The sequence below is a fragment of the Burkholderia sp. HI4860 genome, assembly GCF_002223045.2.
In the GTDB taxonomy this organism is placed as follows: Bacteria; Pseudomonadota; Gammaproteobacteria; order Burkholderiales; family Burkholderiaceae; genus Burkholderia.
Window position 1 is genome coordinate 3181742 of sequence record NZ_NKFO02000001.1, and the last position, 26723, is coordinate 3208464.

At 65.2% G+C, this 26723-nt stretch carries 29 protein-coding genes and 1 pseudogene; 14 read left to right on the forward strand and 16 right to left on the reverse strand.

Annotation, left to right across the window (positions count from 1 at the left end):
• Positions 1 to 16 precede the first annotated feature (16 nt).
• Genes CFB34_RS14165 through CFB34_RS14190 form a run of 6 tightly spaced genes read right to left on the reverse strand, consistent with a single transcriptional unit; the run spans position 17 to position 3949 of the window.
• A complete protein-coding gene (locus CFB34_RS14165) occupies positions 17 to 433 on the reverse strand; it encodes a hypothetical protein (RefSeq protein WP_089441947.1) in 417 nt (138 codons plus the stop codon).
• Positions 430 to 813 (reverse strand): adenosylmethionine decarboxylase, encoded by a 384-nt coding sequence (speD, locus tag CFB34_RS14170; RefSeq protein WP_089441946.1) that lies wholly within the window; start codon positions 811 to 813, stop codon positions 430 to 432. The genes CFB34_RS14165 and speD overlap by 4 nt, the downstream gene beginning before the upstream one ends.
• Positions 810 to 959 carry a hypothetical protein gene (locus tag CFB34_RS14175; RefSeq protein ID WP_155291822.1) on the reverse strand — a complete coding sequence of 50 codons (150 nt, stop codon included), beginning with the start codon at positions 957 to 959 and terminating at the stop codon, positions 810 to 812. The genes speD and CFB34_RS14175 overlap by 4 nt, the downstream gene beginning before the upstream one ends.
• Positions 956 to 2473, reverse strand: a complete 1518-nt coding sequence (locus tag CFB34_RS14180) for a DUF4178 domain-containing protein (protein ID WP_089441945.1) — start codon at positions 2471 to 2473, stop codon at positions 956 to 958. Before CFB34_RS14180 ends, CFB34_RS14175 begins: the two co-directional genes overlap by 4 nt.
• Positions 2474 to 2482: 9 nt before the next feature.
• Positions 2483 to 3535 (reverse strand): SPFH domain-containing protein, encoded by a 1053-nt coding sequence (locus tag CFB34_RS14185; protein ID WP_089441944.1) that lies wholly within the window; start codon positions 3533 to 3535, stop codon positions 2483 to 2485.
• A 27-nt stretch (positions 3536 to 3562) separates the two neighbouring features.
• A complete protein-coding gene (locus CFB34_RS14190; RefSeq protein WP_021163477.1) occupies positions 3563 to 3949 on the reverse strand; it encodes a DUF350 domain-containing protein in 387 nt (128 codons plus the stop codon).
• A 121-nt stretch (positions 3950 to 4070) separates the two neighbouring features.
• On the opposite strand from CFB34_RS14190, the gene CFB34_RS14195 reads away from it, so the two are divergent.
• From CFB34_RS14195 to CFB34_RS14225, 7 genes are all read left to right on the forward strand, one after another.
• On the forward strand, positions 4071 to 5585 hold the full coding sequence (locus CFB34_RS14195) for a polyamine aminopropyltransferase (protein ID WP_089441943.1): 1515 nt from the start codon (positions 4071 to 4073) through the stop codon (positions 5583 to 5585).
• Positions 5585 to 7204, forward strand: a complete 1620-nt coding sequence (locus tag CFB34_RS14200) for an NAD(P)/FAD-dependent oxidoreductase (protein WP_089441942.1) — start codon at positions 5585 to 5587, stop codon at positions 7202 to 7204. Before CFB34_RS14195 ends, CFB34_RS14200 begins: the two co-directional genes overlap by 1 nt.
• A 124-nt stretch (positions 7205 to 7328) precedes the next feature.
• Positions 7329 to 8075 carry an N-acetylmuramoyl-L-alanine amidase gene (locus CFB34_RS14205; protein WP_089441941.1) on the forward strand — a complete coding sequence of 249 codons (747 nt, stop codon included), beginning with the start codon at positions 7329 to 7331 and terminating at the stop codon, positions 8073 to 8075.
• Between the two features lie 54 nt (positions 8076 to 8129).
• The gene (locus CFB34_RS14210) at positions 8130 to 8519 is read left to right on the forward strand and encodes a lysozyme inhibitor LprI family protein (RefSeq protein ID WP_089441940.1); all 390 of its coding nucleotides are present in this window, start codon (positions 8130 to 8132) and stop codon (positions 8517 to 8519) included.
• A 93-nt stretch (positions 8520 to 8612) separates the two neighbouring features.
• Positions 8613 to 9191, forward strand: a complete 579-nt coding sequence (locus CFB34_RS14215) for a hypothetical protein (protein ID WP_089441939.1) — start codon at positions 8613 to 8615, stop codon at positions 9189 to 9191.
• A gap of 263 nt (positions 9192 to 9454) precedes the next feature.
• Positions 9455 to 9916 (forward strand): lysozyme inhibitor LprI family protein, encoded by a 462-nt coding sequence (locus tag CFB34_RS14220; RefSeq protein WP_242808613.1) that lies wholly within the window; start codon positions 9455 to 9457, stop codon positions 9914 to 9916.
• 133 nt (positions 9917 to 10049) lie between these two features.
• Complete coding sequence (locus CFB34_RS14225) at positions 10050 to 10409, forward strand: hypothetical protein (protein ID WP_143329495.1); 360 nt, start codon at positions 10050 to 10052, stop codon at positions 10407 to 10409.
• A 129-nt stretch (positions 10410 to 10538) separates the two neighbouring features.
• Here the strand turns inward: CFB34_RS14225 and CFB34_RS14230 are convergent, their stop codons facing one another.
• The gene (locus CFB34_RS14230; RefSeq protein WP_143329494.1) at positions 10539 to 11039 is read right to left on the reverse strand and encodes a hypothetical protein; all 501 of its coding nucleotides are present in this window, start codon (positions 11037 to 11039) and stop codon (positions 10539 to 10541) included.
• 311 nt (positions 11040 to 11350) lie between these two features.
• Between CFB34_RS14230 and CFB34_RS14235 the strand changes: the two are divergent.
• Together CFB34_RS14235 and CFB34_RS14240 are read left to right on the forward strand one after the other, a co-directional pair.
• Positions 11351 to 11629, forward strand: a pseudogene (locus CFB34_RS14235) (integrase); the annotation flags it as partial.
• A 151-nt stretch (positions 11630 to 11780) separates the two neighbouring features.
• The gene (locus CFB34_RS14240) at positions 11781 to 12137 is read left to right on the forward strand and encodes a hypothetical protein (RefSeq protein WP_089441936.1); all 357 of its coding nucleotides are present in this window, start codon (positions 11781 to 11783) and stop codon (positions 12135 to 12137) included.
• A gap of 76 nt (positions 12138 to 12213) precedes the next feature.
• On the opposite strand, the gene CFB34_RS14245 is transcribed toward CFB34_RS14240, so the two are convergent.
• From CFB34_RS14245 to CFB34_RS14255, 3 genes are all read right to left on the reverse strand, one after another.
• The gene (locus tag CFB34_RS14245; protein ID WP_089441935.1) at positions 12214 to 12918 is read right to left on the reverse strand and encodes a hypothetical protein; all 705 of its coding nucleotides are present in this window, start codon (positions 12916 to 12918) and stop codon (positions 12214 to 12216) included.
• Positions 12919 to 13017: 99 nt separating this feature from the next.
• A complete protein-coding gene (locus CFB34_RS14250; protein WP_089441934.1) occupies positions 13018 to 13545 on the reverse strand; it encodes a pentapeptide repeat-containing protein in 528 nt (175 codons plus the stop codon).
• Between the two features lie 412 nt (positions 13546 to 13957).
• The gene (locus tag CFB34_RS14255) at positions 13958 to 14191 is read right to left on the reverse strand and encodes a hypothetical protein (RefSeq protein ID WP_011549124.1); all 234 of its coding nucleotides are present in this window, start codon (positions 14189 to 14191) and stop codon (positions 13958 to 13960) included.
• 460 nt (positions 14192 to 14651) lie between these two features.
• Here CFB34_RS14255 and CFB34_RS14260 point away from each other — a divergent pair, with 460 nt between their 5' ends.
• Entirely contained in the window at positions 14652 to 15191 is a 540-nt protein-coding gene (locus tag CFB34_RS14260; RefSeq protein ID WP_089441933.1) for a GNAT family N-acetyltransferase, read from the forward strand.
• Here CFB34_RS14260 and CFB34_RS14265 read toward each other — a convergent pair.
• Positions 15186 to 16106, reverse strand: a complete 921-nt coding sequence (locus CFB34_RS14265; protein WP_089442223.1) for a LysR family transcriptional regulator — start codon at positions 16104 to 16106, stop codon at positions 15186 to 15188. The two genes, CFB34_RS14260 and CFB34_RS14265, sit on opposite strands and share 6 nt — an antisense overlap.
• Before the next feature lie 153 nt (positions 16107 to 16259).
• Between CFB34_RS14265 and CFB34_RS14270 the strand changes: the two genes are divergently transcribed.
• Positions 16260 to 17435, forward strand: coding sequence for an FAD-dependent oxidoreductase (locus tag CFB34_RS14270; RefSeq protein ID WP_089441932.1), 1176 nt, complete (start codon positions 16260 to 16262; stop codon positions 17433 to 17435).
• Positions 17436 to 17461: 26 nt separating this feature from the next.
• Here CFB34_RS14270 and CFB34_RS14275 read toward each other — a convergent pair whose 3' ends face one another.
• The 3 genes from CFB34_RS14275 to CFB34_RS14285 form a co-directional block, all read right to left on the reverse strand.
• Positions 17462 to 18808 (reverse strand): glutamine synthetase family protein, encoded by a 1347-nt coding sequence (locus CFB34_RS14275; protein ID WP_089441931.1) that lies wholly within the window; start codon positions 18806 to 18808, stop codon positions 17462 to 17464.
• Between the two features lie 152 nt (positions 18809 to 18960).
• Positions 18961 to 19518, reverse strand: coding sequence for an XRE family transcriptional regulator (locus CFB34_RS14280; protein ID WP_089427004.1), 558 nt, complete (start codon positions 19516 to 19518; stop codon positions 18961 to 18963).
• Between the two features lie 17 nt (positions 19519 to 19535).
• Positions 19536 to 20825, reverse strand: coding sequence for an FAD-binding oxidoreductase (locus CFB34_RS14285; protein WP_089441930.1), 1290 nt, complete (start codon positions 20823 to 20825; stop codon positions 19536 to 19538).
• Positions 20826 to 21182: 357 nt separating this feature from the next.
• Here CFB34_RS14285 and codB point away from each other — a divergent pair, with 357 nt between their 5' ends.
• Genes codB through CFB34_RS14300 form a run of 3 tightly spaced genes read left to right on the forward strand, consistent with a single transcriptional unit; the run spans position 21183 to position 24467 of the window.
• A complete protein-coding gene (codB, locus tag CFB34_RS14290) occupies positions 21183 to 22451 on the forward strand; it encodes a cytosine permease (protein ID WP_089441929.1) in 1269 nt (422 codons plus the stop codon).
• A gap of 44 nt (positions 22452 to 22495) precedes the next feature.
• A complete protein-coding gene (gene codA / locus CFB34_RS14295) occupies positions 22496 to 23749 on the forward strand; it encodes a cytosine deaminase (protein WP_089441928.1) in 1254 nt (417 codons plus the stop codon).
• Positions 23750 to 23789: 40 nt separating this feature from the next.
• Positions 23790 to 24467 carry a TetR/AcrR family transcriptional regulator gene (locus CFB34_RS14300; RefSeq protein ID WP_089441927.1) on the forward strand — a complete coding sequence of 226 codons (678 nt, stop codon included), beginning with the start codon at positions 23790 to 23792 and terminating at the stop codon, positions 24465 to 24467.
• A 72-nt stretch (positions 24468 to 24539) separates the two neighbouring features.
• Here the strand turns inward: CFB34_RS14300 and CFB34_RS14305 are convergent, their stop codons facing one another.
• Positions 24540 to 24962, reverse strand: a complete 423-nt coding sequence (locus tag CFB34_RS14305; RefSeq protein WP_089441926.1) for a hypothetical protein — start codon at positions 24960 to 24962, stop codon at positions 24540 to 24542.
• A gap of 360 nt (positions 24963 to 25322) precedes the next feature.
• Positions 25323 to 26471: a right-handed parallel beta-helix repeat-containing protein gene (locus tag CFB34_RS14310; RefSeq protein ID WP_242808614.1), complete on the reverse strand. Its 1149-nt coding sequence runs from the start codon at positions 26469 to 26471 to the stop codon at positions 25323 to 25325.
• Positions 26472 to 26723: the final 252 nt, after the last annotated feature.

Here is a 26723-nt window from a genome sequence, read left to right on the forward strand (position 1 = left end):
TCGAACCGCATCCGCGCTAACGCGCGCCGTCCCCGCGCAACGGGAACGTTTCCGCCCCGGCGTCTCGGCGCAACGTGACTTCCGTACCGGTCAGCCATCCTGACGATTTCAGGATCGGGCGTGCGATCGCGTACAGGCGATCCGCGCTCGCACCATAGAAGTACAGATAGCCGTCGTTACCATCGCGATGCAGTTCGGTCTCGCCCAGCTCGCCGGCCCCGGCCTGCTTCACCGCACGATCCAGCCGTTGCTCCAGCGCATGAAGGCGCGCCTTGTCCTTCTCGTCGTAATCGAAGTGCACCATCACGACCGGCCCGGGCGGCTTCGGCGGCACGTCAGCGGCCGCGTTGGCGGCAAGCAGCGCCCAGCCGAGCAACGCGGCACACCGGATTCTGTTACGCCCATCGGCGAAGAAAGTGAATCGCCCGCTCATGTCGGTGCGCCGCCGCGCGCAACCTGCTGCCGGGCTTGCGCCTGCGTGCCGAGCGCAGCGGCGATCGCATCGACCGCATCGGCCGCACGCGCCGCGCCGCACATGAACGCGTCGACGGCCGCGAAGCAGTGCTCGGGCCACGTGTGGATCGTGATGTGCGATTCGGCGAGCAGCACGACGCCCGTCACGCCATGCTCACCGCCGAAATGATGGAAATGCGCGCCGATCACGCGCGCGCCCGCCTGGTGCGCCGCTTCGGTGAGAATCGACTCGAGCCGGGCGGCGTCACGCAGCAGCGCCGCGTCGATGCCGGCCAGGTCGGCCAGCACGTGCGAGCCGAACGTCGCGCGCGGTGGCGCGATCCCGTCGCGCGCGGTCATTTGTGCGACCCGTACGACGAGTAACCGCTGCGCGCCGACGAACTGCCCCAGCCGCTGCCGCCCGAGCCGCTGCCGCCGATCGATGCGCAGCTGAACAGCGTGACGACGATCAGGCCGTAGATGCCGTAGAGGATGTACCGGATCACGCGTTGCCCCCGTCCGATGCAAAGGTCTTCCACAGCCACTCAGGCAGCCACAGCACCAGCAGGCCGACCAGCACGTAGACGGAACGGCCGCTGAACGAGAACAGCGCGCCCATGTTCAGGATCACGAGCAGCGCGCTGAACACGAGCGGCAGCGGCGCGAAACTATGCGGGCCCTTCCGGCCGAACAGGCCCGTCGACGCGGTGGCGCCGGTTGCCGCCGCAGCCGCGGCCGTCGCGAGCGCCGGCGTGCCGAAGCGTTCGGCGAGCGTGCTGCCCGACAGCGGCCGCGCACGCGACCAGACGATCTCCGCGTCGCTGCGCTCGCGCGTCAGCTTGTCCTTCTGCCAGCCGTAGTCGATGATCGACGTGCGATCGCCGACCTGCACGCGCCAGTTGAACGCACCGACCACGTAGACGACCTCCGACTCGTATTCCTCGCGCAGGCGGTAGGTCTTGTCGCCGTCGGTCACATCGGCATCGCTGCCGATCGTCGGCCACTGGTCGAGCACCTGCACGCGTTCCCAGCGCCCTTCGCTCTGCACGAGCCACAGGAACCCGCGCGTCGGGTTCAGCAGCAGGTATTCGTCCCACGTCTCCTCGTCGTCCGGCACGCGGCAACGCATCATCCCGATCACCGTGTACTTCACGCCGTCGAACGTGCCGATCGCGCCGAGCTCCAGCGCCCCCTTCACCGCTTCGAGCTTGCGCTGCGCCGCGAACACGGTCTGCTGTTCGGCCGTGCACTGCACGCCCGCATGGCAGGTGCCGCACACCACGTAGTCGGCCACGTTCGGCGCATACGACAGCGGCGCGCCGCAGCTCGGGCACGCGAACGGCACCATTTCCGCGCCGCGCTTCTCGCGCGTATCGTGGTCGGTATCGCGCAGTCCGGTGAACGCGAGCGCATCGAATTCGAGCGCTTCGCCCGTGTAGACGGCCGGGCTCCCGCCATTCGAATCGGCGTCGGAATAGTCGTAGGTCGCGAACGCGTTGCCGGTGCGCAGGTCGACGACGCGCGCCTCCCAGCCGGCATCGACGCGGAACGGCAGTTCGCCGTCGCCGCCCGTGCAGCGCGCGGTGCGCACGTCCGACACGAGAAACGCGCGGCCGCCATGGTCGATCCGCATGCCCGGTTCCAGCGTGCCGAACGCAGGCCACGCGCCGCCGGACGCATCGTCGGGCTCGCGCACCGTGATCGCATACTGGCCCGACGCATCCGACAGCCAGCCGAACGTGCCGTCGTCGAACACGACGTACCACTCGCTCCACGCGCCGGCGTCGTAGGTCATCTGGATGCGCCCGAGCACCGTGAACGTACGCTTGCCGTAGCGACCGGCCGTGCCGATCTGGATCGGCGATGCGTCGTCGAGCACCGTCGCCAGTTCGCCGATCCGTTCGACGTCGGTGCCGCGCCTGAGCAGCGTGCTGCGACAGAACGCGCAGACGGCCATCACCGCCGCCGCCGAGCGAAACTCGACCGGCGCGCCGCACTGGGGGCACGAGGTACTGAACATGCGCGACGCTTACCGGGTGAGCTTCGCGAGGATCTCGGCCTTCGCGCGCGAATATTCGTCTTCCGTCACGAGGCCCTTGTCGAACAGCGCCTTCAACTGTTCGAGCCGCTGCACGTAGTCAGTGCCTTCCGCCGGTGCGGCAGTCGGTGCGGCAGCCACCGGCGCTGCGGCGGGCGCGGGCGGTGCGGCCGGCGCCGGTTGCGCGGCACCTGCCATCTGGCCGGCCATCGCCTGCCCGATCGCCGCACCGGCAGCGAGCCCCGCGCCGATCCCGGCGATGCCGCCCGGGTTCTGCGCGGCGAGCGGAATCGCCTGCGCGGTCTGGTATTGCGTGGCGCGCGCGAGATCGCCGGCCATCCCCGCACCGATCCGCAGGTCGAGCGCCTTCTGCAGTTCGGCCGGCAGCGACACGCTTTCAACCGCGAACGCGTCGAGCGCGAGGCCGTAGCGCGTGAACACCGGCACCAGCGCCTCGGCGACGCGCTGCGACAGCAGCGACTGGTTCGCGGCCATGTCGACGAAAGGCACGTCCGCCGAGCCGAACGTCGTGCTCATCGCGGTGACGACCAGGTTGCGCAGTTGCTGTTCGAGATCGTCGACCGTGTACTGCGCGCGCGTGCCGCTGACTTCGCGATGGAACGCGCCCGCATCGACGATCCGGTACGAGTAGATGCCGAACGCACGCACCTGCACGAAGCCGAATTCGCGATCGCGGATCGTCACCGGCTGCGCGGTGCCCCAGCGCCGGCCGAGCTGCAGCCGCGTGCTGAAGAAATAGACGTCCGATTTGAAAGGCGACTGAAAGAGTTTGTCCCAGTTCTTCAGGTACGTGAGCACCGGGAGCGTGTTCGTTTCCAGCGTGTACAACCCCGGCTGGAACACGTCGGCGACCTTGCCTTCGTTCACGAAGATCGCGACCTGCGTCTCGCGCACGGTCAGCTTGCCGCCGTACTGGATTTCCTGGTCTTCCATCGGATAGCGCCAGGCCAGCACGCCGTCCGTGTCTTCCGTCCATTGCAGGACGTCGATGAACTGCTTGCGGATGAATGAACCCAGACTCATGTCGGTCTCCTCGAAACGCGTGGCGCGTCAGGTCAGGCAGGCGGCATTGATGATGCCGACGACGAGCGACGCGGTGCCCATCAGGCCGCCCATCGCGACGTTGCGATCCTCGATTGCATGATTCATGCCGGGCATCAGGCGTGTGAGCGCCGCATAGGTGATCAGTTGCACGACCATCGCGCCGACGGCCCAGATCACGACTTCGCCGAGCGTGGAATTGTGCGCGATGCTGGACGCGAGCGTCAGGCAGAAGCCGATCAGCGCGCCGCCGAACGACAGCGTCGCGGCGGCGTTGCCGTCGCGGATCAGCGCCAGTTCGTCAAATGGGGTGACCTTCAGGTACACTGCCGCGAACACAAGAAGCAGCACGAACGCCGACAGTAAATGAACCGCATAGAGATAGGCACTATTCATTCTTTCCCTCGGATTTTGTGCTCGGTTCGCCGCCCCGTCGCCGGCCGGCCCATGCAGGGCCGGCGGACAAAATTCCGCGCCAGTATATCCACATTGCCGACCACCGCACAACGGACGCCCCATGCTGCATAGGCGCGCGCTCGTCCTGTCGATTCTCGTGCTCGCATCGTGCGGGCTCGGCTACGAACTGATCAGCAGCGCGCTGTCCAGCTACCTGCTCGGCGATTCGATCCTGCAGTTCTCGTCGGTGATCGGCTGCTACCTGTTTGCGATGGGGATCGGCTCGTGGCTCGCGAAGTTCGTCGAGGACGACGACGTACTCGACCGCTTCGTCGACATCGAGCTGCTCGTCGGCCTGCTCGGCGGCGTGTCGGCCGCGCTGCTGTTCGTGGTGTTCGCGTGGCTCGCCGCACCGTTCCGCGCGGCGCTGTATGCGCTCGTGCTGGCACTCGGCCTGCTGATCGGGATGGAGATCCCGCTCGTGATGCGCGCTTTCCAGCAGCGGCGCCAGGCATTCCGCCATACCGTCAGCGAAGTGCTCACCTTCGACTATCTCGGCTCGCTCGCCGTGTCGCTGATCTTCCCGCTGGTACTCGCGCCGCGTCTCGGCCTGCTGCGCACCAGCTTCCTGTTCGGGCTCCTGAATGCGTTCGTCGCGCTTTGGACGACGCACCTGTTCCGCGACGAGATCCGCAACGTACGCGGCAAACTGATGCGCGCGTCGCTCGTGATCGGGCTGCTCGTCGCCGGCTTCGCGCTGTCGGACCGCATCACGCACTGGGCCGAACACGGCGTGTACGGCGACGAGACGATCTATTCGGAAACGACGCCGTACCAGCGCATCGTGCTCACGCAGTGGCACGACGACATGCGGCTGTACCTGAACGGCAACCTGCAGTTCTCGTCGCGCGACGAGCATCGCTATCACGAGGCGCTGATCCACCCGACGATCGAGGCGCTGCCGTGGGCGAAACGCGTGCTCGTGCTCGGCGGCGGCGACGGCCTCGCGGTGCGCGAGCTGCTGAAGCACCGCAATCTCGAACAGATCACGCTCGTCGATCTCGATCCCGCGATGACGAAGCTGTTCTCCACGTCCGCCCCGCTCGTCAGGCTGAACCAGGGTTCGCTGAAGGACCCGCGCGTACACGTGATCAACGACGACGCGGTACGCTGGCTCGAATCGAATGCCGACGTGTACGACGCGATCGTCGTCGACTTCCCCGACCCGACCAACTTCGGGCTCGGCCGGCTGTATTCGGTGCCGGTGTTCCGGCTGCTCGCGCGCCACCTGTCGGAGAACGGCTACGCGGTGATCCAGTCGACGTCGCCGTATTTCGCGCCGCACGCGTACTGGACCATCATCGCGACGCTGCACGAAGCCGGCCTCAACACGTGGCCGTACCACTGTTACGTGCCGTCGTTCGGCGACTGGGGTTTCGTGATCGCCGGCAAGCGCCGCGACTTCACGGTGCCGACGCACTACACGGTGCCCACGCGCTGGCTCGACGCGCAGACGGCCGCCGAGATGTTCCACTTCCCGGCCGACATGCCGGCGCTGCCGATGTCGCCGAACGAACTCAACGACCAGCCGCTCGTGCGCCGTTTCGACGACGACTGGAAACACGTGCTGCGCTGATGGACCGGCGCACGTTCCTCGTCGCGTCGGCGGCCGCGTCGCTCGCCGCCTGCGGACGCACCGGCTGGATCGAGACGACGCCGCAGGTCGGCTACCCCGGCATGCGCGAAGGCCACGCGCTGCGCGACCATGCAACGCTGCCGCCGCCGTCCGGCACGCTCGAGACCGACGTCGCGATTCTCGGCGCGGGCGCGGCCGGGCTGTCGTGTGCATGGCAACTCGCGCGCGCGGGGCACCAGCGCTTCACGGTGCTCGCCGGCCCCGAATTCGGCGGCAACGCGGCCGGCGGCCGCTTCGGCGATCTCGGTTACCCCAAAGGCGCGCACTACCTGCCGCTGCCGTCGCTCGAATCCACGCACCTGCGCGACATGCTCGCCGATCTCGGCGTGATCGAATCCGCGCCGTTCTCCGCGCGCCCGGTGTACGACGAGCGCGTGCTGGTCCATGCCCCCGACGAGCGGCTCTTCATCGCCGGGCAATGGCAGGACGGCATCGTGCCGACGGCCGGCGTCGGCGCCGACGAACTCGCGCAGCAGGCACGCTTCTTCGCGTACACGGACGGGCTGCGCACCGCACGCGGCGCCGATGGCCGCAAGGTGTTCTGCATCCCGATCGCGGAATCGTCGCGCGACCCGCGCTGGCGCGCGCTGGACCGGCGTTCGTTCCGCCAGTGGCTGCTCGACGAGGGCTACACCGCGAAGGCGCTGCACTGGTACCTGAATTACTGCTGCCGCGACGACTATGGCGCAGGCTACGAGCATGTTTCGGCATGGGCCGGCCTGCACTATTTCTCGTCGCGCGGCGGCCACGCGGGCGATGCGAGCGATGGCGCAGTGCTGACCTGGCCCGACGGGCTGCACACGATGGTGACGAAGCTCGCCGATTCGATCACCGCGCGCACCGGCTCGACCGCATGGTCGCGCGACGGCTTCGCGGTGCGTGCGACCGAGCGCGCGGGCGGCGTCGACGTGCTGTGCGCGCGCATCGGCAACGACGGCACGCTGTCGACGTTCACGCTGAAGGCGCGGCGCGTCGTCTGCGCGATGCCGCTGTTCGTCGCGACGCGCGTGTTTCCGCAGCTTGCCGCATACGGTTTCGATCCCGCGCGCGACTTGCCGCCGCGTGCGCCGTGGCTCGTGTCCAACTTCCTGCTCGACGGCATGCCGGCCGAGGAAGCGGGCGTGCCGCTCGCGTGGGACAACGTCGTCTACGACGGCGCGGGGCTCGGCTACGTCGTGTCGACGCACCAGCTGATCCGCCTGTCGCCGCCGACGCGCTCGGTGTTCTCCGCGTACCAGGCGTTGAGCGCGCAAGCGCCCGACGACACGCGCCGCTGGCTCGCGCAGGCCCGACCCGACGCGTTGCGCGAACAGGCGGCGACCGACCTGCAGGCCGTCTACGGGCGCGAACTGTGGAAACATGCGACGGCGCTCGAGATCACCGTACGTGGTCACGCGATGGCGACGCCCGACGTCGGCTTCCTGAGCCGGCCGGGGCTGCTCGCGCTGCGCGATGCCGACGGCCCCGTCGTGTTCGCGCATGCCGATCTGTCCGGGCTGTCGCTGTTCGAGGAAGCGTCGTACTGGGGCGTGCTCGCCGCCCGGCGCGTGCTGGCTTGACGGCCGTCCTCCGTCATTGCGGCGCCGCCGCCAGCCGCTATAATCGCCCGACATTCCGACTGCATTGAGCAGGCCGACGGTGCCGCGCCGTCCGACGCGCCGTATGCCCTCCTCGACAACAACAATGACGAACCGAACCATCCGACGCCTTCGCCCGTTCGTGCGCACCGCCGCGCGCGTGCTCGCCTGCGCCCCGCTGCTCGGCGCGCCGCTGGCGCTGCATGCGGCCGACTCCGCACCCGCCTCCGGGCGCTACATCGTCGTCGACACCGGCCATACGCCGGCGCGGCCGGGCTCCACAGGTGCGAGCGGCCGCGTCGAATACCTGTACAACCTCGACCTGTCCGCGGCGGTCGCCGAAAAACTCGCCGCGCATGGCGACCGCGTGCTGCGCACGTCGGCCGACGGCCGCGAGATCGCGCTCGACCAGCGCTCGACGCAGGCGCCCGACGCGAACCTGTTCGTGTCGATCCATCACGACTCGATGCAGCAGCAGTTCATCGACGCGGGCCGGCAGCGCGAATTCCGCGGCTTCTCGGTGTTCGTGTCGGAACGCAATCCGCACTATGCGGAAAGCCTGCGTTGCGCGAAGGCGATCGCCGAGCGGCTGGTGGCAGCCGGCGAGCGGCCGTCGCTGTATCACGCGCAGCCGATCCGCGGCGAGAATCGCCCGCTGATCGATCCGCAGCTCGGCATCCACCGCTTCGACGATCTCGTCGTGCTGCGCACCGCGCCGATTCCGGCGGTGCTCGTCGAAGCCGGCGTGATCGTCAATCCGGACGAGGAAGCGCGGCTTGCACGACGCGAGACGATCCAGAAGCTGTCCACCGCGATCGCCGGCGGCATCGACGCGTGTACCGTGCCGAAATAAACAACGATCACGCCCGTCGGGCTCAACGGTTTTCACCCAGTCAGGAGCATCACCATGAAAATGAAGAACCTGCTCGCATCCTGCGCGCTGCTCGCGCTTGCCGTTCCGTTCACCGCACACGCCGCCGGCTGCGCGAAGCCGCACAGCGCGTTCGACCAGGTGTACTGCAGCAGCACGCAGTTCTCGCAAACCGACCGCGACCTCAACGACGAATACGGCCGCCTACGCAAGCAACTGAGCAGCGACCAGCAGGCGACGCTGAAGGCCGGCCAGCTCGCGTGGCTGAAGCAGCGCGACGCGCAGTGCAGCGAGACGCGCAACAACGGCTATCTCGTGGATCTCCAGTGCGCGACCGACATGACGCAGTCGCGGCTGTCGTTCCTGCGCGAGCGTGAGCGCGAATGCTCGAGCACGGGCTGCGTGACGTCGAAGCTCGGCGAGTAAGGGCGTCGCGCGTGCCGCGCCGCGAGACGTTTCGCGGCGCGGCGCTTCGTGCCCTTGCGAACCCTGCGCATCGGCACCGCGAAAGGAGCCGCGATGCGACATGAATTCTCTGAAGTCCTCAACGATCTGGTCGACTATTTTCTCGTCGGCGATCTCCTGCTGCTCAAGCGCTTCAAGGAACGGCACGGTCTGCCGGACGACGTCGCATCTGCGTTCACCACCAGCGACAGCGGCGACCGCGCTGTGCTGGAAGGCGTCGTCATTCCGCTGGCCGGCATCGAGAACCATCCGTACACGATCATCTTCACGCTGGATGGCGACACACCCGAATTGCTCAAAGCCGGAAGCCGCCTGCAGCATCGGCGCGGCGGCTACGTGCTGCGCGTCGAACATCGTTCGATCATGCTCTACACGTGGCGGATTCTTGAACACTTCAACGACGCAACGGTCGATGCGCTGATCGCGCGTTACCGCGAACCGGGTCGACCCGTGATCGAAATCGACAACGGCTGGTATGACGTCGAGATCCTCGGTGGAGAAGTGCCGCGCGACGGCTGGTTCGAGCCTGCGTTCGAATTCGTGCTGAAGAGAACCGACGTGCCGGGCGATGCGTCGCAGGTGGATATCAACTACCGCTTTGCGATAGAAGGCAGTCTGGATCCGGCGAATTGAATCCCGTGTCGAGATTCACTCTACCTGGAATTTGCCTCGCTCAACGTTGAGCTCTGAAGTTACTTCAAGGTTGTGGTCGAAGCCGGTCCGCCATCTTTAGGGTTGCTCTGTGCTCGGTTCGGCCAGAAACCGTCGGTCGACATGGCCGTGCAGTTCGTTGACAATCGGCCTTTCCAGAGTTGATCGCGCTTGTCGCAAGCAAACCAACGATACGTGCTTCAATCGGTGCGATCGACGCCAGAATGACCCCGATTGCCGGATGAATGGGAAAAACAGAAATGGGAGCAAGAGTGCCTATCTGCACGTCGGCATCCAGCCCGCGTCGCGCAGCGCTCGGGGTCGCCGCGGCGCTGACATTTTCGTGGTTCACCGCAGCGCAAGCGCAGAGTTGCGCACCTGATAGCGTGTCGCCAGAGTGTTTGCTGCAGCGTAGTCAAGATGAACTTCAGCGAGCAGACGACGAATTGAACCGCACCTACCGAAAGGTTTTGAAGGCGATTTCTCGGCCACGTGACGAGTATGTCGACTATCCGGCTCTCAAGGTGAAATTCGTCGAGGCTCAGCGGCAATGGATCCGTTTTCTCGACAAGGAATGTACCGCCTGGTACCTGATCAACGAGGCAGGAGCAGATCGCAATCTCGATCTACTGACTTGCGAAATCGATAGAACACGCGATCGGACGCGTGAATTGGACGCGTGGCTCAAGCAAGTGAGCCACGATTAGTGCGGCACTGGATAAAGACAACATGCCAGGGTGACGGATACTGGAGAGCGGCTGGTTCACACTGCGAACAAAAGCGCCTGGCGTGACAATCTGAATGCCATTCAAGCCGTCGCCGCCTCATTGACTGGACAGGATGGTTGATTCGATGGGTTTTTTACAGAACAGCGAGCTGGTGGATGCCCTGTCCTCGCTGCCGGAGCGGCAGCTGGTCGACGTAATCGCCTTGGCGCTGGAGACACGCGAGGCCAAAGTGGGACGTCCGGAATGGCAGTCAGCCAAACTCGTCCTCGCGGAGGCTCACCGATTCAACGAGACGTCCGCGGTGCCATCACCCTGGACGCTTCTTGTGCTCGCACGGCCTCAATATTCCGGGGAATGTGTCGACGAGGAGCACGGGCCAAGCCAGGAGGGAACATGCTGCGGCCTCACGCTCGTCAGCTACGCCAAACGCATCGTTTGTCCCGTTTGTGGCGAACCGGCTACAGCAACTTGAGCGAGCCGCCAAGTGTTGGCTTTGGGCGTTCGAGTCGCAACTCGTATGCCAACAAAGGGATAGCGACTCGGCCGGGCAATCGGGTAGCGTCCGGACATGACCGGCCGTTCAATGCCAGCGCTATCCGTTTCATTTCTTCAGCAGCACATTGTAGTAGTCGGCAATGTCGGCTTCAGAGCCTTTCGTGATTCGATCGAATGCTCGAGCCCACGGCCAGAAATCTGTACCCGACGTGGTTCGCATTCCAGGGAATCGATGGTCGCCGAGCGTGACCATTCCCCATTCGCCACCATGATTGCGGCGAAACACCTCACCTACGTAACTTCCAAAGCCTTTTGCAAACGACATGACTTGCTCGTCAGACGGCTTGGGAGTCGTGTCGGTGTAGGAAGCATGCATTTTCGACAAGGTTTTTTCGACGTCCGCCACGCTTGCATCCGACCAATCCAGTTTGATGGAAAACTGCTTGGCGGAGAAATCAACGGCATCTTGCGCATACGCTTCAGCCATCTTTCCGATCCTCGGATCGGGAGAAAAGGACGGACTTCCGGTATTGTCTGCGCTGGCAACGTTCGAGATGGTCAAGGGCACCCAGGCAAGCAGCGCTGCAATCAAAAATCTGGTCTTCAATGTCGCCCCGACTGGAGTGTTCTGACTGTTTGCGCTCGCCCGACGTGTCGCCATGACGGAGCAACTTCACTGTAATGTGATCGACCGATATCGGAAAATCCGGGATCCGACTCGCGTGTGATGTACGCGGCGAGGCAAGCTCTGCGCCTGACCATTACGCAGACGGTGCCCAAGACCCTGGGCGCGGTCGGCCTTACCCACTGGTGCCCCCTGACGGAGTTCCTTCCCCCGCCGCGACGACAGTATATCTACTGCGCCGCTTGCCGAACTGTTGAACGCTACAAGCGAACGATCTGCATCATTGCTCACGGGCGGATTTTCGGTTCCCGAGCCGGGTGCGCACATCACCGCATCTTTCGACGCGGCAATTTTCCCGGCGGGTACATCGCCGGGATCCATCGATCAGCCTTGACGATACCGCGTACGGGACTCACGCGATGTGCTGCACCAACACTTCACCGATCTGCCGGTGAACGAAGAACCTTCGGGCCGTGCAGTTGCTGCCCGGACATCCAATGCCCGAAATCACGGTCCGCTACCTCCGCATCGAAATCGACGATGCCCTTGAGACGGCAAGGCGGACGGAAGTTCGAAGGCATCGCGGCTGGCGGGCGGGCGCTTGCCGGCCACAACGGGCCACTCGACATCAAATCCTGAATCGTCGACAATCGCTCGCATCACATTGAGCGGAACTGCAACAGAATGGGAATCCTCTGGACGGTTTGGCCACTTGATTCTCAAATGAAGACCTGGCTTCAGGAACTCGATGTTCCACACCCCGACGTCTCGTCCCGCTTTCCGACCGGGTGCGAGATCAAGGCTGTCCTATCCCAGCTTCACGGTTTCAATGTGGACATTCAAGACAACGGAATCGGCTGCAATTGGCAAGCGTCGATTGTCTCCAAACTCGGTGGCGACAAGGGTGGATGGACGCAACTCAACATCACCGAATATGCTGGTGATCAGGAGCGGCAGCATCTCTGGTTCGAGAAGGGCTGGGAGTCGCTGATAAAGACCATTCTCCGTCACCTTGCAAAGGATACAGGTCCGCTTGTGCTGATCGATGACGCCAGTAGCCAGCCTCAGGTCATAGTTTGATTCGGTGCCGCGCACTGACGGCCCCTCGGACTCGAGTGTCCGTTTTCGGCAGGAGCGACCGTTCGTAGCCGCCTGCTCAATAATCTGCGTGCATGCCGTGTCCGCGCGACGACCAGAACAGTGCCCATCGTGCTGCAGATGCAATGATGTGGGCCTTGTACGCCGGACCACCCTCGACAGTACTGAGAGCCAGATTGTCCGCGGGATACGCGCGCAGGTTCAGAATATGTGCCACGTCGTGAGTTTTCGCATACATGCTGGCGCAGTTCATCAACCCACGGCCGTAGTCGGCGAGCTGATCCGGGAGATGGTTGAGCCAGGCTTCGTTGAACAAGCGCTCGCCCAGCACATCCTCGCAATCGCGAAAGAACTCCGCGCGGAAACTCCATCGTTCCCACTGGGCATCGAGCGAGGCGTTGCTGTAGAAAGGTAGCCCGTCGTTCTCGGGCAGCAGTGCCATCACCCAGTAGCCATTGAACGACCGGACCCATTCCTCAATCGTCGATGGCTTGTTTGGCGCGCCTTCATACTTGGATCGAATCCAGTCATCGGCCTCAGGGTCGTAGCCAACGCGCGGCGGACTCAAGGTCTCGTAGGGCGAAATCTGGATCTCGGAAAAGCGCCGAAGCACTTCCTCCTGTTGGGCCTCGTCGATCGAAGAGAAAGCAAACGGCACAGGCTGCATCCAGTCCTCGGCCGTTCCAAGTTGGCCAAGCCGACAGTAATACTCTTCTTCCGCCCCAAGCTTGGCTTTGCCAAGCGGATTCCAGTCGAGTCCCATTCAAACCCGCTCCTGCCTGTTGTCATCTCGGTTTCAATACGCCTGAACCATCTTCCAAATCACCCGTGCCACTCGCGTTCCGCATGCAATGACGCGGGTTCATCCGCCTGCCGGTTCAGGGCCTTCGTTGTCAGTCCACGCGATTTCCTGACGCTGCTTTTCAGATAGCTCAAGCGCTTTCCCTCCGGCGTGCGTCATGATGACGCCAGTCATGATGGCCTCACCGAAGTCGCATTGTACGAACGAGGAATGGCGCAAGTCGGCGAACGAAAGATTGGCCCCGGTAAATCGGACTCGGTCGAAAAGACTGGCTCGCAGGTCGCTACGCGTCAGTACGGCGCTGGAAAAATCAACGTCGATGAAGTCGTTCCAGCACAGGTTGGATTCGGTGAGTTCGGTATTGCAGAAACGAACACCGTTGAATTCGGAACGCCCGAAAAAGGTGCGTGGCAAGGTGAGGTTTGACATGTCTTCGCGGTCGCCAAGAAATACGCGGAAGAAGCTAACACCCAAGGGTTCCAGATCATCGGCCTGTGGCAGGCGATCGGGTATGGGCGGGATGCTGTCCGGATCGAGGTGATGTTCCTGGAGGCGCCGGCAAGATTCTTCGTAGCTCAGTCTAGTCATGACTCGGGAATATATTCGTTTTTTCGTATGCGAGGCAGATCAGGGCGATCAACAGGAGGCACCGATGTTTCATCGGGAATATGCGGTGTGCAACCCTTGAGCCCAAGACGTCCGCCACCGAACAATGCACATGTTTTCAGACGTCTGCCACACATTTCTGACGATTCAGCCAATTGAGCCGGGCGGCTCGAACAGTCGTCGGCGCGGCTGCCCCTCGGGAGACAGGGGGTTGATCGGAACGGTCCCGACTGACCCACGGGAACGACTGCTGCCGAGATGACCGACGGTCCGCCCAGGGTCGATTTGCGCCGGTCGCGTGTGATGGGCGGCGGCCGGCCTAGTTCGGCCACGAACGGCCGTTCGACACAGCTTTTTAGATCGTCGGCAATCGGTGCGGATAAGGGCGTAGCCTTTAGCGGTTACCGTCGATCAGATCGTTCAGCAGCGCATCGAACGCGGCCTGTGCGTCTTCAAGTTCCTGCAGGGCGGCATCAAAGGTTTGCAGCGCGAACGGCGAAGGCTCGCCGCTGCCTTGCGGCGGAAATTGCTTCTGCATCGAGGCGAACGTACTCTGCACGCGCAGCGTGGCGGCCACCATGCGCTCCATCGCCTGGGTTTCTTCGGCTCGGGCCTGTTCCGGATTCATTCCTCTCTCCTTGGATGGTTTTCTTGAAGACCAGATCGTACACGCTGTGTCCGTTCTTGCCGCCCTTGGCAGAACGACTCCGTTGAAGGTTCCAACGGCACGCTGCGGGAGAAGGGATTTAATCGGGAATGATTCCGCAGTCGCGCCGAGGCCAAGATACTCATCGAGCGAGGCTATAAAATCCCGCCGCAGGTCACAACGATTGGCCGCTTTGGATAAATCTGAAGGGCCGTTCTGGGTCGATGAGAGCCGGTCGGCCGTGCGCGAACGGGCCAAGCTGCCTTTGAAAGTTCAAAGTTGAATGAACGGCAAAGCAGATAGTCCAACGTTGAATGAACCGCGAATTCAACATTGAATGAGCGGGTTTGCCGGTACGCAGTGTACGGCCACCAAGTTGAGTGAATCTCGACATCCCGCGCGCGACGGCGCGGTACACGCCAACCGATCAGGCGGAGTACACATGACACCGAACACGATGCACATCGACATCCGCCCTGCCACGCCCGCCGATGCCCCGGCCATCGCCGCCATCCACGTCGCATCGTGGCGGGCCACCTACCCGGGCATCATGCCGGCCGCGTTCCTCGCCGGCCTGTCGGTCGAAAAGCGCACCGCTTCGTGGCGCCATGCGCTCGACGCCGGACGGCCGCGCGTCGCGCTCGCGCTCACGAAAGGCGGGCCGATCGGCTGGATCGCGTACGGCCCGACCCGTGACACCGACAAGGATCGCACCTGGGGCGAAATCGAATCGATCTATCTGCATCCAGCGCATTGCGGGCAAGGTGTCGGCGCGGCACTCGTCGACCATGCATGCCGTGCGCTGCATGATTTGGGCCATGAATGGGTGTCGCTCTGGGTGCTGGTGAAAAACCATCGTGCACGGGCGTTCTATGAACGCGAGGGCTTCGTCGCCGAAGACGACATCAAGACGTTCGAGATCGAAGGCGCGCCGATTGAAGAAGTGCGCTACTGGCGCGCATTGCCGAAACGATCGTCATGACGGCATCGCCACCCCTGCCGCCAGACGCGCCTGCATCAGCTGCAGCAACTCGCGGATCTTCGCGTTGACGGAATTGCGGCTCGAATAGGCGGCCAGCAGTTCCAGCGGCGCCGGCGTCATCTCCAGCGGCACACGCACCAGCCGCCCGGCGGCCAGCTCGGCCGCGCACCCGCGTTCGACGAGAATCGCGAAGCCGATCCCGTTCACCGCCGCCAGACCCGCCATCTCGCCGCTATTGACGCGATACCGGCTCGCGACCGGAATCTTGTGAATCCGCCCGTCGCCGTCGGCGAACTGCCACGGTTGCCCTTTCAGCGTGCTCAGCGTCGTGATGCACGGCAACTGCCTGAGCTGCTCCGTCCGCGTCGGCATGCCGGTGCGCTCGATCAGCGACGGCGCGGCCACGACGACGCTCGGCAGGCTCACGAGCGGCCTGACGACGAACGCGCTGTCGTCCAGCTTGCCGCGATGGACGATGATCGACAGGTCGATATCGTCGCGCAGCGTCGAGACGCCCGCGAGGCTCGTATCGCAATCGATTTCGACACGCGGATGGCGGCTCGCGAATTCCGCGACGATCGGCCCGAGCATGCGTGGCCCGATTTCGCCGGGCACGCAAAGCTTCAGCACGCCGCGCAGCTCCGTCTGCTGCGAGGTCAGTTCGAATTCAGCAAGCGTCAGCGCATCGAGCATCGGCTTCGCGCGCTCGTGCAGCAGGCGCCCAGCCTCCGTCATGCGCAGGTGCCGCGTGCTGCGCTCCAGCAGGCGCACGCCAAGCCTCGACTCCAGTTGCGCCACATGGCGGCTCACGTTGGAACCGGGTATCGACAGCACGCGCGCGGCGCCGGCAAAGCTGCCTTCGTCGACGACCGACACGAACACGCGCACCGCGTTCAGATCCAGCTTGCTCCGCATCATTATCCCGTTTCAGGTATCAAAGCTCGCCGTTTTTCACGGCTTATCCCGTTCGGGACCGTAATTTACGATGCGGATCCAGTCAAGGCGTGGCCGCCGGCGCACGAACCCGCGCCGACGTGAGCACGCACACGAACCTACGGGAGCATCAACATGGATATCGCCATTCTCGGCGCCGGCGTGGCCGGCATGAGCACCGCGCTTGCGCTCGCCGGGCAGGGGCACCGGATACGGCTCCATGAACGCAGGCCGTCCGCGACGACGATGGGTGCGGGCGTCGTGCTCTGGCCGAATGCCGGCTTCGTGCTCGAGCAACTCGGCCTCCTGCCGGACATCGTCGAGGTCAGCGGCCACCTGCACGCGATGCGGTGCATGGACCGGCACGGCACCCCGTTCAAGCGCTTCGATATCGGCGAACTCGACCGCCACATGGGTTTCCCGACGCGCTCGATCTTGCGGCGCGACTTGCAGGCCGTGCTGGCGCGGCACGTCGCCGCGCACGACATCGAAGTCTGCTTCGGTCACTGCGCGACAGCCATCGATACCGGCACAGATGGCCGCGCGATCGTTCGCTTCGACAACGGCGTGGCGATCGCCCCCGATCTCGTGATCGGCGCGGACGGCCGCATGAATTCCGTCGCGCGACGCTACGTGGTCGGCGACGCCACGCCCGTCTATCAGGGATTCGTCAACTGGATCGGCGTGGCGCAGAGCGATGTGCCGCTGGTCGACGACGTGTCGATATTCGACTACTGGGGCCAGCGCGAACGATTCGGCATCGTCGCGCTGGACCGGCATCGCATGTACTGGGCAGCGGCCCGGGCCGAGGCTGAAATCGACGATAGCGACGATGCGGCACCGGACGATCCCGGCCCGCTGCTGGAATGGCTCTTCGACGGGTGGCCCGCGCCCATCGCGAACGTGATGCGTGCAACACCGCCGGGCACGATCGCGAAGATCCGCGTGCACGATCTCGATCCGGTGGACGTATGGCACCGCGGCAATGTGCTGTTGATCGGTGACGCCGCGCACGCACCACTCCCCACCTCCGGACAGGGCGCATGCCAGGCGCTCGAGGACGCATGGCACCTCGCCCGTTGTCTCGACGAGCATGGAAAAGGCAACGACCTCGACGCAGCGTTCGCGTCGTTCACGCTGCGACGCACCCGGAAAACCACGGCAATCACGCTACGTGCACGCGAGTTCGCTCACCGGCTATTCGGCAACGACACGCACGACGCTGCTCGACAGGTCGATCCGAGCGCCGAAATCGAAGCGCTCGCGAACGCGTGGGGAGCGGGCCTGCCGATGATGCCGGCGCCGGACTGACAAGACGCGCAAGCGATGGCATTCGATCACAAGAACCACCGATACTCCCGCGCCCCGATTTCATTGCGGAAATCCAGCTCCTCCTGCCGCTTGTTCTCGCAATACACCATCACGAATTCGCTGCCGAGCCCATCGCGCACGGCGGCGTGATCCTGCATCTCCGCGACGGCCGACAGCATCTCCTTCGGAAAGTCGATCCCGCTGCCGCGATCCTCGTTGAGCGGCGCGATCGGCTCGCGCTTCGCGTCGAGCCCATGCTCCATCCCGGTGAGAATCGCCGCGAGCACGAGATAAGGATTCGCGTCCGCACTCGCGAGCCGGTGCTCGATCCGCAGGTTGCGTGCATCCGATTCGGGAATCCGGATGCATGCATCGCGATCCTCGAAGCCCCAGCTCGCGCGGCTCGCCGCATTCACCATCGATCCGTAACGCCGGAACGCATTGTGATTCGGCGCAAACACGGGCATGCAATGCGGCAGCAGCGCGAGGCAGCCGGCCACCGCGTGCCGCAGCGGCCGCTGCCCGTCCGCCGCGAGCAAGTTGCGCCCCGCATCGTCGTAGAGGCTCACGTGCACGTGCATCCCGCTGCCCGGCGCATGCAGGTACGGCTTGCCCATGAAGCTCGCGCGATAGCCGTGCTGCAACGCGACGCCGCGCGTGCTGCGGCAGAACATCGCCGACCAGTCTGCCGCGCGCAGCCCGTCGTCGCAATGGCCGAAATTGATCTCGAACTGGCCCGGCCCGAGCTCGGCGGTGATCACGGTCGCGTCGATGCCCTGCACGCACGCGACGTCGACCATTTCGTGCAGCACGTCGGAGAAGCGCGACAGGCGCTCGATGTGCATGTTCGGCTGATCGTCGCGATCATCGGACAGGCGGTCGCGCGGATACTTCGGCATCCCCTCCTCGAGCTGCGCGGCGAACAGGTAGAACTCGAGCTCGAACGCGACGACCGGCCGGATGCCGCGCCGCGCGAGCCGCTTCAGCACGCGCGCGAGCACCTCGCGCGGCTCGAACTCGACCGGCGCATCGGTGCCGTCCGTCGTGATCAGCATCTGGCCGAGCGGCTGCTTCTCCCAGGTCACCGGCTTCAGCGTGCCGGGGATCAGCCGGCGCACGGCGTCCGGGTCGCCGTCGTTGAAACAGTAGTCGCCGATCTTGTAGAGCCCGCCCTGCGTGCCGAGCAGGATGCAGTTCTGCGGCAGCTTCAGCAGCGAGCCGGCCGCCACCTTCTCGAGCGCATCGATCGGGTAGCGCTTGCCGTAGAAATGCCCGGGCAGGTCGAGGCAGATCAGGTCGACATAACGGATCTCGGGATGCGCTTGCCGGAATGCGCGGACCTCGGCGACCAGCGCGGGAACGACGTCAGCCATGTCTCATCCTTTCCATGTCTTGTATGGCGGTGCCGCGGGGCGGCGAACCGGATTCATGCAGCACACTCGACAACGAACGCCGCATTTAAATCAGTACTGCAAACATGCTGCGTGGCGCGATGGCCTGCATCACCGCGCGCCCCGCCATCCCCTCAGGTGAATACCCAGATCACGCGCGTTGGCGCATCGGTCAAATTGGCATAACGAAAGCGCTTGTGCGCGGGAAGCTGGAATGCGTCGTTCGGGCCGAGCGTGACGGGCGTATCGTCGCCGTCGACCCAGATCGTCAGTTCTCCTTCGAGCACGAAACCGCCCTGCTCGTCGCTGTCGTCGACGGGCCGCTCGCCGCTGCTCGCGCCCGGCGCGAGATGGCTTTCGAGGATCGAGAAGCGCGAGCGCATGTTCGGCGACACGAGGATGTCGGTAATGCCGGCCGCGTAATACACGGTGCGCCGCTCGTCGGGCCGCGTGACCCACGGCACGCTGCGCGGCTTGCTCAGGCTGTAGAAATAGGTGGTCGGCACGCCGAGCGCCTCGCCGATCGCGGTGAGATCCGCCACCGTCGGGCGCGACAGCCCGCGCTCGACCTGCGACAGAAAGCCGACCGAGCGGCCGATCCGTTCCGCGAGATCGTTGAGCGTGACCTTGCGATGCTTGCGCAGGTCGCGGATCAGGATCGCCAGGCTTTCTATCTCTTCCTGTTCATTCATGGTGGGTTCCGGTGCAGTCAGACGGTATCGCGCAGACGGTACCAGGCCTTGCCGATCGCTTCCAGCGGCGCGGCGAGCCGGTCGCCGCCGGGGAAGCGCGGGTTGCGGATGCGCTGGTACTGCGCAAGCAGGCGTTCGTCGCCGAGCACCGCGTCGGCCACCGCGCGCGCACCGGCGAGCGTCGGCAGCACGCCGTGCCCCGAGAAGCCCTGCAGCCAGAAACGCTGCCCGCGGCGGCCGATGTCGGGTGTGCGACGCATGCTGATGTCGATATGGCCGCCCCACGCGTAATCGAGCGGCACGCCGGCCAGCTGCGGGAACACCCGTTCGAGGTGCGGGCGCGTCGCCGCCGCGATATCGGCCGGAATCCCGCCGAGATACGTGCAGCCGCCGCCGAACAGCAGCCGGTTGTCGGGGCTCAGGCGGAAATAGTCGGGCACGAACTGGTTGTCGATCACGCAACTGTTCTGCGGCAGCAGCGAACGGGCGACATCGGGTGCGAGCGGCGCGGTGGCAACCTGGTACGTGCCGACCGGCAGCAGCCGGCGCGCGAGATCGCGATCGAGCCGGTCGACATACGCGTTGCAGGCCAGCACGAGGACGTCCGCACGCACTTCGCCGCGCGGCGTGCGGGCAACGTGACCGTCGGCCGTCTCGCGGCAGTCGAGCACGCGGCTCTGCTCGAAGATGCGGCCGCCCGCGCGCTCGATCGTCTGCGCGAGGCCGAGCGCGAGTTTCAGCGGATTCAGGTGGCCGGCCTCGGGATCGTGCAGCGCCGCAAAGTAACGCGTGCCGCCGATCCATTCGGGCATCTCGTCACGGCCGATCACGCGCAGCCGGTCGTAGCCCCAGCGCTCGGCCGCCTCGTCACGCGCCTGCTCGAGCATCGCGACACGCCGCGGCCGCACGGCCGCCCACAGGCTCCCGGGCCGATAGTCGATGTCGAAACCGTGCCGCGCGGGCAGTTCGCGCATCTCGGCCGCGGCCCAGCGCATGCTGTCCCACAGCAGGCGCGCGCCGTCGCGGCCGAGCGCATCCTCGAGCGGCTGCATGTCGCACGACCAGCCGAGCAGCGCCTGCCCGCCGTTGCGGCCCGACGCGGCCCACGCGACGCGGCTCGCTTCGAGCACGACGACCCGCTTGCCGGCCAGCGCCAGGCGCAACGCCGTATGCAGCCCGCTGAACCCCGCGCCGACGACGAGCACGTCGGCGTCGATGCGTTCGTCCAGTGCCGGACGATGCGGGATCGGCGCCGGGTAGGTGCCGGCGTAGTAGCTTGCGACGTGACGGTCGGACTGCACGAACATGCGGACTCCCGTGAAAATTACGCCGAGAAATTTCATGAAAAATTAGCACGGCAATTTCACGGAGGCAAGCGGGCAAAATAAACGGCGCATCGGCCTGATGAATCAACGTTGCGCCGTCAGCTTGGTCAGCGAACGAGTCGCCGCCCGGGCAGCCGCAGCCAGCGCGTGAACCGCGCCGCCCGGATGCATGTTCCTGCGATCCATCCGGACGAAATTTTTACGGTTGTAAAAATTTTGAACTGAGAGAATGACCCGCTGAAACAGCGCGTCACCCCTCCAAGCACGGCCCCCTTTCAGACCCGACCCAATCGCTGACGGGAGACAAGAAAGATGCCCACGAACCGGGATGCAAGCCCGATGGACGAATCGGATCACGGAGAATTCTCGTTGAGCGAAGTCCCGCTCAAGAAACGCACCGGATTCCTGTCCATCACGATGGTGTTGTTGAGTTTCACGTTCTTCACGGGAACGATGTTTGCCGGCGGCAAGATCGGCGTCGCCTTCGACGTCGTCAGCATGATCCAGATCGCCGTCATCGGAAACCTGTTGCTCGCCGCCTATGCGGCGTCGCTGGCGCTGATTGCCGCCCGCAGCGGCCTGAATGCGGTGCTGATGGGGCGGTTCTGCTTCGGGGAAGTGGGCAGCAAGCTGTCCGACTTCCTGCTCGGCTTCGCCGAACTCGGCTGGTACGCATGGGGAACCGCGACGGTGGCGATCGTCCTGGTCAAGCTGCTGGGTTGGCCGCCCGCCGTGACCACGCCGCTGATGATCCTCTTCGGCTTCGGATTTTCCATCACGGCCATCATCGGCTATCGCGGCATGGACTTGCTGTCGCGCGTGTCCGTGCCGTTGATGTTCGTACTACTGATGACGTCGATGTGGATCGCCACCCGCGATATCGGCGGGTGGGCCGGCCTCACGCATGTCGCGCCGTCCCAGTCGATGCCGTTCTCGGCCGCCGTGACCATGGTCATCGGCACCTTTGCCAGCGGCGCGACGCAGGCCACCAACTGGACCCGCCTCGCACGCAGCGCGCGCAGCGCCGTCTCGGCCAGCATGATCGGATTCTTCGCGGGAAACGGCCTGATGATCATCGCGGGCGCATACTGCGCGATCGTCTATCAGCAAGCCGACATCGTCGAGGTGATGATGCTGCAGGGCCTGTCGATCGCGGCGGTCGTGATGCTGTGCCTCAATCTCTGGACCATCCAGGGGCCGACGATGTACAACGTGGCGGCCGCCGGATGCCATCTGCTGCGCACCGAACGGCGCCGCACGCTCGTACTCGTGGGCGCGGCGATCGGCATCGTGCTCGCGGTCGGCGGGATGTACGCGTGGCTGATTCCGTTCCTGGTGCTGCTCGGCTCGATCATTCCGCCGGTCGGCGGCGTGATCATGGCGGACTACTGGTATCGCCATCGCGGGCAATATCCGTCGCTCGCCGCCGCCCGCCTTCCGCGCTTCAACCTGGTCGGCCTGGCCGCGTATGCCATCGGCGCCGGACTCGCCTATACCTCGCCGTGGATCGCGCCGATCGTCGGCATCGCGGCGTCCGCCGGCGCCTACATCGTGCTGCTGCAGATTGCCCGCGCGTTCGCGCGCGAGCCGTCCGTTCAGGGTGAATGATTCCGCTGCGCACCCTCCCGCTCCCCCGAACCACAGGAATCCTCATGAAAATCATCAACGCCAGATTGCGCGGCCGTAGCGGCCTCTTCACGATCGACATCGATGCGGGCACGATTCGCGGCATCGATCTCCAGCCGTCGCCGCTGACGTCTGAAGGGGACGACGTCATCGATGCGGGCAGCCATCTCGTCATCCCGCCGCTGGTCGAGCCGCATATCCACCTGGATGCGACGCTGACCGCGGGCGAACCCGAGTGGAACGTGAGCGGTACGCTGTTCGAAGGTATCGAGCGGTGGGGCCAGCGCAAGGCCACCATTACCCATGAAGATACGAAAGCCCGCGCGCACACCACGATCGGGATGTTGCGCGACAACGGCATCCAGCACGTGCGCACGCACGTGGACGTCACCGATCACACGCTTGCCGCGTTGAAGGCGATGCTCGAGGTCAGGGACGAAGCACGCGATCTCATCGATCTGCAGATCGTCGCCTTCCCGCAGGAAGGCATCGAGTCGTTCGAGAACGGACGTGCGCTGATGGAGCGCGCAATCGAGATGGGGGCCGACGTCGTGGGCGGCATTCCGCATTTCGAGAACACGCGCGACCAGGGCGTGAGCTCCATCAAGTTCCTGATGGAGCTCGCGGAGCGCAAGGACTGCCTGGTCGACGTTCATTGCGACGAAACCGACGATCCGCACTCGCGCTTCCTGGAAGTGCTTGCCGAGGAAGCGCGGGTTCGCGGGATGGGCCCGCGCGTCACCGCCAGCCACACGACCGCGATGGGTTCCTACGACAACGCCTACTGCTCGAAACTGTTCCGGTTGCTGAAGCGCTCGGACATCCATTTTATTTCGTGTCCGACCGAAAGCATCCACCTGCAGGGGCGTTTCGACACCTTCCCGAAACGACGCGGCATCACGCGTGTCGCGGAACTCGATCGTGCCGGCATCAACGTGTGCTTCGGACAGGATTCGATCAAGGATCCGTGGTATCCGATCGGCAACGGCAACATCCTGCGCATCCTCGACGTCGGCCTGCACGTGTGCCACATGCTCGGCTACGAAGACCTGCAGCGATGCCTCGATTTCGTGACGGAGCACAGCGCCCGTGCGATGTCCCTGGGCGATCGCTACGGCATCGCTGTCGGGCGGCCGGCCAACCTGCTGATCCTCGACGCGGATTCCGACTATGAAGTGGTTCGCACGCAGGCCAAGGTGCGCGTGTCGCTCCGTGCCGGGAAGGTCATCATGCAGCGCACGCCTGAACGCATCACCTATCCTGAAGCAGGCACGCGTTGAGCGGGCGACGCCGCCGGTCCGACATGCGGGAGGAAGCATCGTGAGGCACCCGTCCGAGCCCACTGCGGGAACGCCCGGCCGGCCTCACGGCCGGCGCGAAGCGCTGCGCGACACGCTCGAGGCGACCATTCTCGCCGCGGCCGAGGAATCGTTTGCCGTCGACGGATTCGAGGGGAGTTCCGTTGCGACGATCGCAGCGGCCGCCGGCCTGTCGAAGCAGAACCTGATGTACTACTTCCCCACGAAGCTGGCGCTCTACCAACGCGTGCTGGACGACGTATTGCGGGACTGGCTCGGCAGGATGCGGGAGTTTGCGGCGCCCGATCGCGAGCCCGCGGAAGCCATGTCGGCGTATATCCGCGCCAAACTCGAATTCTCGAGAAATCGCCCGCATGGATCGCGGGTCTTTGCGCTGGAGATCATTGGCGGAGCCAGGACCTACGGAAAGGAAATCCGCAAGCAACTGATTCCGGTGTTGCGCGACGACATCCGGGTGCTCGAACGCTGGATCGGGGAAGGCAAGGTCAGGCAGGTCGATGCCGAGCACCTGTTCTTCCTGATCTGGGCAGCCACGCAGGCGTATGCGGATTTTGCTCCCCAGATGCTGCTGGTGCTCGGCAAGCGTGCGCTGGGAAGCGACGATTTCGACGCGGCCTACCGCACGATCTCGGATCTGGTGCTCAACGCGCTGATCACCGGCGACCGAAAGACGGATTGACCGCTTGACCACCTCCGTCGCCATTCATGCACGGCACCCCGGCGCCGGCGACGCACGCCGGGGAACCAACGGTCAGTCGTGCTTGTGGCGCTTCTTGTTGCCGTGGTGATGATCGTTGGAACGCGAGTTGTTGCGCGACACGTGGCCGCCCAGCGCCGCACCCGCGCCGCCGCCCAAGCCGGCGCCGACGAGCCCGCCGGCCGTGCCGCCCATCGCGTTGCCCGCAGCGGCGCCTGCGCCGCCGCCCAGTGCGCCGCCGACGATCGCGCCCGTGCGTTCGCGTTTGTTCGACGTCACCGCACCGCCCGCGCCACCGCCCAATGCCCCGCCGATAACAGTGCCCGTGCTGCCGCCAACCGCGTTGCCGACCGCCGCGCCGGCAACGCCACCCAGCGCGCCGCCCAGTGCGTTGTTCGTGTCGCCTGCCACGGCCGGCAGCGACGCCACCGCCGCCGCACCGACCACCACGGCCATCCCTGCCAGTTTCTTCAGCATCTGTCTGCCCTCTCCGCCTTGCGAAATATCGATGGGCGAATCTAACACCTTTCCGAAAGGCCCATCGTAATGAAGCGTTAAATCGGGCATTGTCGTGGCCGGATCGTGCGTTTCAGCGGACTGTGCCTTTTTCCGCGCACGGTCGCGGCCGATAACGGACACACCATTCGTCCCGGCATGACGACGCACGCCGCGAGGATCGACGCACACCCCAGCCGCGCAACGAGGGTCCGGCCTGACGGCACGATCGTCTATCCGGACGCCGGGGACGACACCACGGCGTCGGGGGCAACCGCGCCCCCGAATGCATCGCGCGGCGCCCCGTTCGATGGCACGGCGGGCAGCGCATCGCGAACCTCGTCAGTTCCGCGCCGATGCAGGCGTGCCATTCGGCTGCATCAGGCTCGTGCGCACCACCGGCATCCCCGACGTCACCGCGCCGCCGGCCGGAATCGTCCCGGACGGGGACGCGCCGACCGGCGTCGCCAGCGCCACGCCGCCCAGTGAATTGCCGTACGCGACGATATCGGCGGCCGGGCACTTGTTCGTCAGCAGCGACACCGGCATGCCGGCGATCGATGCGAGCGTCGTGTCGGCCACCGCGAAATGGCAGACGTTCCCCACCGCCCGGAAGCCGTCGTAGCCCGAGCCCGATACGCGGTTGCCCTTCACGACGACGTACGACACCGTCCCCGACCAGGTATCGAGCTCGATCGCGGCCTGGTGGGTAGGCGGCAGGCCGTTGTTCGCATTCGTGCCGTCCTGGATCGCGCCGACGACGTTGTTCTCGATCACGACGTCCGACACGCCGTAGGTCTTCCAGCTATCCTCCTGCGCGACCAGGATGCCGGCCGCCTTCTGCACGCCGCTGACGGTGTTGTTCGAAATCGTCACGGTCCGCCCGCCGACCACGGAGATGCCCCGCCCCCAGTAGTTGCCCGACACCGTATTCCCGTCGATCAGCACGTTGGCGCTGAGGCGGCCGTCACCCTGGTAGCTGACGACGGCGATCAGGTCGTCCCCGGTGTTCTTCACCGTATTGCCGCGCACCAGCACGTTGGTCGAGCCGTACGTGGTGTGGATGCCGTCGGCCAGCGTCGCCTCCACGGTGTTGCCCACGATCGCCACGCTGCTGCCGCCGAACACGAAGATCCCGGCGCTGGCGCCACCCTGGATCGTCACGCCGAGCACCTGGACGCCGGTGCCCGTCACCTCGACCTTCGTCGAGGCGGGCGTCGTCAGCCGCGTCGTACCCGTGCCGACCAGCGTGACGCCGACGAGCGTCGAACCGCTGCCGCTCATCACGATGGTCTGATCAACCGGGTTGGTCGCAACCAGCGTCGCGCCATAGCCCGAGATCACGACGTTCGCCTTGGACACCGTCAGCGACCGGCCGACGGTGTAGCGTCCCGGCGCGAGCACGAGGCGCTGGCCCGGCTGCAATGCATCGAACGCGGCCTGCAGCGCATCGGCCTGGTCGCCGCCGTTCGCCGTCGGCTGGACGGTCACGGTCGAAAGCGCCGGTGCGCTGCGCGACGGATGCGCATGACGAGCACCGCCCGGCGTGTAGGCGGCCGCCGGCGATGCGGCAAAACAGGCGGTGCAGATCAAACAGACGGCCGTACTCGGACCGACCCTTCGAAACGACTTTTTCATGGTTGTTCTCTCACGCCCGTTCGCCCGCGACGACCGGCCAACGGCTGACGGTCGCGACGCGTTCGAGCAACGGCGATCGTACGACGCGTGGCACACGCGGCGCAC

Excerpts from the sequence above, each read along its gene's own strand:
- CFB34_RS14165 (WP_089441947.1), bottom strand. The coding sequence starts at position 433 with ATGAGCGGGCGATTCACTTTCTTCGCCGATGGGCGTAACAGAATCCGG.
- speD (WP_089441946.1), bottom strand. The coding sequence starts at position 813 with ATGACCGCGCGCGACGGGATCGCGCCACCGCGCGCGACGTTCGGCTCG.
- CFB34_RS14180 (WP_089441945.1), bottom strand. The coding sequence starts at position 2,473 with ATGTTCAGTACCTCGTGCCCCCAGTGCGGCGCGCCGGTCGAGTTTCGC.
- CFB34_RS14185 (WP_089441944.1), bottom strand. The coding sequence starts at position 3,535 with ATGAGTCTGGGTTCATTCATCCGCAAGCAGTTCATCGACGTCCTGCAA.
- CFB34_RS14190 (WP_021163477.1), bottom strand. The coding sequence starts at position 3,949 with ATGAATAGTGCCTATCTCTATGCGGTTCATTTACTGTCGGCGTTCGTG.
- CFB34_RS14195 (WP_089441943.1), top strand. The coding sequence starts at position 4,071 with ATGCTGCATAGGCGCGCGCTCGTCCTGTCGATTCTCGTGCTCGCATCG.
- CFB34_RS14200 (WP_089441942.1), top strand. The coding sequence starts at position 5,585 with ATGGACCGGCGCACGTTCCTCGTCGCGTCGGCGGCCGCGTCGCTCGCC.
- CFB34_RS14205 (WP_089441941.1), top strand. The coding sequence starts at position 7,329 with ATGACGAACCGAACCATCCGACGCCTTCGCCCGTTCGTGCGCACCGCC.
- CFB34_RS14210 (WP_089441940.1), top strand. The coding sequence starts at position 8,130 with ATGAAAATGAAGAACCTGCTCGCATCCTGCGCGCTGCTCGCGCTTGCC.
- CFB34_RS14215 (WP_089441939.1), top strand. The coding sequence starts at position 8,613 with ATGCGACATGAATTCTCTGAAGTCCTCAACGATCTGGTCGACTATTTT.
- CFB34_RS14220 (WP_242808613.1), top strand. The coding sequence starts at position 9,455 with ATGGGAAAAACAGAAATGGGAGCAAGAGTGCCTATCTGCACGTCGGCA.
- CFB34_RS14225 (WP_143329495.1), top strand. The coding sequence starts at position 10,050 with ATGGTTGATTCGATGGGTTTTTTACAGAACAGCGAGCTGGTGGATGCC.
- CFB34_RS14240 (WP_089441936.1), top strand. The coding sequence starts at position 11,781 with ATGAAGACCTGGCTTCAGGAACTCGATGTTCCACACCCCGACGTCTCG.
- CFB34_RS14245 (WP_089441935.1), bottom strand. The coding sequence starts at position 12,918 with ATGGGACTCGACTGGAATCCGCTTGGCAAAGCCAAGCTTGGGGCGGAA.
- CFB34_RS14250 (WP_089441934.1), bottom strand. The coding sequence starts at position 13,545 with ATGACTAGACTGAGCTACGAAGAATCTTGCCGGCGCCTCCAGGAACAT.
- CFB34_RS14255 (WP_011549124.1), bottom strand. The coding sequence starts at position 14,191 with ATGAATCCGGAACAGGCCCGAGCCGAAGAAACCCAGGCGATGGAGCGC.
- CFB34_RS14260 (WP_089441933.1), top strand. The coding sequence starts at position 14,652 with ATGACACCGAACACGATGCACATCGACATCCGCCCTGCCACGCCCGCC.
- CFB34_RS14265 (WP_089442223.1), bottom strand. The coding sequence starts at position 16,106 with ATGCGGAGCAAGCTGGATCTGAACGCGGTGCGCGTGTTCGTGTCGGTC.
- CFB34_RS14270 (WP_089441932.1), top strand. The coding sequence starts at position 16,260 with ATGGATATCGCCATTCTCGGCGCCGGCGTGGCCGGCATGAGCACCGCG.
- CFB34_RS14275 (WP_089441931.1), bottom strand. The coding sequence starts at position 18,808 with ATGGCTGACGTCGTTCCCGCGCTGGTCGCCGAGGTCCGCGCATTCCGG.
- CFB34_RS14280 (WP_089427004.1), bottom strand. The coding sequence starts at position 19,518 with ATGAATGAACAGGAAGAGATAGAAAGCCTGGCGATCCTGATCCGCGAC.
- CFB34_RS14285 (WP_089441930.1), bottom strand. The coding sequence starts at position 20,825 with ATGTTCGTGCAGTCCGACCGTCACGTCGCAAGCTACTACGCCGGCACC.
- codB (WP_089441929.1), top strand. The coding sequence starts at position 21,183 with ATGGACGAATCGGATCACGGAGAATTCTCGTTGAGCGAAGTCCCGCTC.
- codA (WP_089441928.1), top strand. The coding sequence starts at position 22,496 with ATGAAAATCATCAACGCCAGATTGCGCGGCCGTAGCGGCCTCTTCACG.
- CFB34_RS14305 (WP_089441926.1), bottom strand. The coding sequence starts at position 24,962 with ATGCTGAAGAAACTGGCAGGGATGGCCGTGGTGGTCGGTGCGGCGGCG.